This is a genomic window from Candidatus Aquicultor sp. (genome assembly GCF_054640775.1).
This window is the reverse complement of record NZ_JBTSLF010000253.1, coordinates 1-3,212: the sequence shown is the minus strand read 5'-3', so window position 1 is coordinate 3,212 and position 3,212 is coordinate 1. Positions and strand designations below refer to the sequence as shown.

Annotated in this window: 3 protein-coding genes, 1 pseudogene and 1 riboswitch; of the genes and pseudogenes, 1 reads left to right on the top strand and 3 read right to left on the bottom strand. The window is 51.0% G+C overall.

The window, feature by feature from the left end:
- The first annotated feature begins 177 nt into the window (after positions 1-177).
- Entirely contained in the window at positions 178-780 is a 603-nt protein-coding gene (locus tag ACYC56_RS13685; protein WP_461374731.1) for a hypothetical protein, read from the top strand.
- A 17-nt stretch (positions 781-797) separates the two neighbouring features.
- On the opposite strand, the pseudogene ACYC56_RS13680 reads toward ACYC56_RS13685, so the two are convergent.
- The 3 genes and pseudogenes from ACYC56_RS13680 to ACYC56_RS13670 form a co-directional block, all read right to left on the bottom strand.
- Positions 798-2,003 (bottom strand): annotated as a pseudogene (locus ACYC56_RS13680) (cation:proton antiporter).
- 109 nt (positions 2,004-2,112) lie between these two features.
- A riboswitch (Fluoride riboswitch) is annotated at positions 2,113-2,177 on the bottom strand.
- 63 nt (positions 2,178-2,240) lie between these two features.
- Entirely contained in the window at positions 2,241-2,546 is a 306-nt protein-coding gene (locus ACYC56_RS13675; RefSeq protein ID WP_461374730.1) for a DMT family protein, read from the bottom strand.
- A 32-nt stretch (positions 2,547-2,578) separates the two neighbouring features.
- The gene (locus ACYC56_RS13670; protein ID WP_461374729.1) at positions 2,579-3,211 is read right to left on the bottom strand and encodes a cytochrome c biogenesis CcdA family protein; all 633 of its coding nucleotides are present in this window, start codon (positions 3,209-3,211) and stop codon (positions 2,579-2,581) included.
- Position 3,212 lies beyond the last annotated feature (1 nt).

Sequence of the window (3,212 nt, the reverse complement as noted above, 5' to 3'; positions counted from 1 at the left end):
TTACTGCCCAACAAGACCGTCTGCCGGACTTTTTCAAAAATGAAAAACTGGCCCCACATAATGTCACCTTCCAGGTGAAAGATGAGGAGTTGGATCAGGTTTTTAACTGGTAGTCATTTAATTTTTTAATTTCCAAGGGAGGTCTTTATCGGGCCTCCCTTTTTTATTGGGGGATTGATGGAACAGACCCTTTATTTGACCATAAATAAAAGCGCCCTTTATCACTTTTTCCCATTGTTCCAGCAAGGGGTCATCATAAAAACTCAGGTGGGAGGAAATATCAAAGATCTGCTCACCCTCCATCTGGAAATACCTCACGACTACCTGGAAAACAGGATTCAAACCATCTTTCTGGACGGGAAGGCCGTGGATAATCTGGGGGAAGCGATGGTCCGGGACGGATCGACCCTGGCCCTTTCGGCAGCTATGCCGGGTCTGGTGGGGGCCACCCTGCGCCGGGGAGGGGCTTTTGCCTCTCTGCGCCGATCGATTACTTTTTCGGAAGGTGGCGAGGTGATTCCCCAAAAGGAAGGCCGAATCATCTTAAAGCTTTTCAATCTCTTGGTTCCGGAACTGGGCCCCCCTTTATTGGCCAAGGGGATTTGGCTGAAAGGAGAGAACCTCAACCGATTTCTCGAAGGATTACCTGATGATTTCGGGGATGAATGCCGGGAGACTGCTAAGAACGATCAGAAAATTAAAGCTTCTCCGGGTTTGCCTCCTTTGAGGTTTGAGAATGGCGCCCTGGTCCTCCTAAAGGTTACTTCCCTTCCAGCTTAGGATAAAAGAAAGAACCCTTATCCTTCCTCACTCGAATCTTCTTCCCGTGGCATCAGCTCAACCCTATGTTCCGGTTCAGGCAGAAGGTGACGGGGCAGGAAAGCGAGTCCGGCAATCAGGGTTGGAACTACGGCGCTGGCTATAACCGTAGCCACCAGAAAGGAATATTGAGTCTGGGTTACGATGTTGTGGGAAAACCCATACAAGGCCGAGATCGTTCCAAAGGTGAGTCCGGTGGACATCAACAGGGTATAATACCAGCGTTCGTCCCGATTCCGGCGGAACCGGCCTATAACCGGATAGAGGCCGAATATTTTCGAAATCACCTTCCCACCCAATAAGAACAGAAAGACTACCGGGGCGGAGACAAGGGCCGGCAGAGAAACGAAAGTTCCGGCGCGAAGAAAATAGAAGGGGGTAAGAAACCCGACGGTCAGGGTCCGAAGGCGTCGAATCCAGAAGGTGTCTCCATTCGAAAACTCCGCCAAAACCATGCCTATGATATAGGCAGGAAGCACTGCTTCGCTCCCGGACCAAAGCGCTAAGGCACCCAGGCCGAAAAGGACCAGGATAACCCATTTGGTGCGAATGGCTGCAGTACGATGGCCTTAAATGCGATTCAGCCAACGACTGGTTAAAGGTAAAATCGCCAGTACCACCGTAGTCCCGACGATGAAGATGACGGTCTTGTAAGTAAAAGGGGCGAACAACAATCCCAGTGCAATCACCGTGCCCAGATCGTTAATGAAGCAGGCCCCCAGAATACCTTTACCGAAATCGGTCTTGTTGAATCCCGTTTCCAGCATCACCGCGTAGACCACGGCCATCGAAGTGGTGGAAAGGGCCACGCCGCAAAGCAGACTGGCCTGTAGGTTCCAACCCAGGGCATAACGGGCAACTGCTGCACATCCCAAGAAAGGTGCAAAAAATCCGACCAGGCCGACCACCGTTACTTCTTTCAGTTTGCTTCGTAAAACCTCCGGTTCAAGTTCGGCCCCGGCCAAAAATGTGAGCAGGACGGCCCCCGAAGCAGCCAGAAACCGCAGCCATTCCAAATTGGAACCCAAGGCCTCCAGCCAGCCCAGGTAACCCGCCACGGCGGCCGTGAGCACACCAACACAGATTTCAATTAAAGCGATTGATATCCTTAAGTGGAAGGCGATGATGGCCGAGATAACAGCCAGACCCAGCCATAGAGCGGCGATGGTAAAGATATGTTCCATGATGGAATCCTCCTTTAAAAATATTTTTCTGGTCTGGACACAGGTCAAAAAAAACCGCCTTGCGGCGGCTTCCTGGTTGCAGATTAACGACTCCATTACCGCCGTAGCCTGTGCGGTAGGAGTCATCATCCCGGTCCGGGCGGTTGTGAGGGGGACTCCATCCCCGAAACTTGGAAGTAATTTAGCAAAGAGGTTAGAAAAAAGCAATACCTCAAATAGGGCGCTTTAATTTTAAGGTCATGATTTAAAAATGAAATACACCGCCCCCAGCAGGCACAGGCCGGCCCAGAGAAAATTGAGCCTCAGAGGTTGTTCCATATAAAGAATGGAAAAAGGAACAAAAACCGAAAGGGTGATTAGTTCCTGGAGTATTTTGAGTTGCCCCAGGTTCATGGCCGTGTAACCGATGCGGTTGGCCGGGACCTGGATCAGGTATTCAAGGAGAGCTATCCCCCAGCTGGCCAGCGCGGCCAGATACCAGGGCTTTCCGCTCAGATTTTTGATCTGAATTTTTAACGGCTTGAGATATAATGAGGAAGACAAAAGAAGTCAAGAAAAAAGGGTCAGATAGCGGGTTATTTGGATAGAAAAGGACCGATAATAAAATAAAGGCCCAGAAGGCCGATAAGCACCCCGGCGCCGCGGCGGAACCAATGACCGCCGGTTTGCCAAGACTGGTTTTCGATCACCTTGCGGACCGCTGCCGTGAAATTGCTGGCAATATAAATGGGCAGACATTGGCCCAGAGCAAAGAACAGGATAAGGATGATCCCGTGGAGTACCATTTTTTGAATGGTGATGATGGCCAGAATAGGGGCAAAAAATCCGAAGGTGCAGGACCCGGAAAGGAACCCGTAAGCCAGACCGAGCACCAAAGCCCCCTTCAGCCCTTTTATATTGAGACGGGATAAAAAACTTCCCGACAGGGAACATTTCTCGACCCCAACCATACCCAGGGCCAACCAGATCAGGATCAACCCCACCGGGATCTGCCAATAGGGGCCTATATCCCCCAGCATCCGGCCCAAGAGGGCACAGATAACCCCAATCAGAGTGATGGTGATAAAAAGGCCGGAGATAAAAGCCAGGGAATAGTAACCGGCTTGACGGGCCCGGACTAATTTTTCCTGCCCGCCCACATAAGCGATGATTAAAGGGATGGAGGCCATATTACAGGGGCTGAGGACCATGCTGATTATACCCCAGATA

Coding starts and splice junctions, on each gene's coding strand:
- ACYC56_RS13685 (WP_461374731.1), top strand. CDS start 178: ATGGAACAGACCCTTTATTTGACCATAAATAAAAGCGCCCTTTATCAC.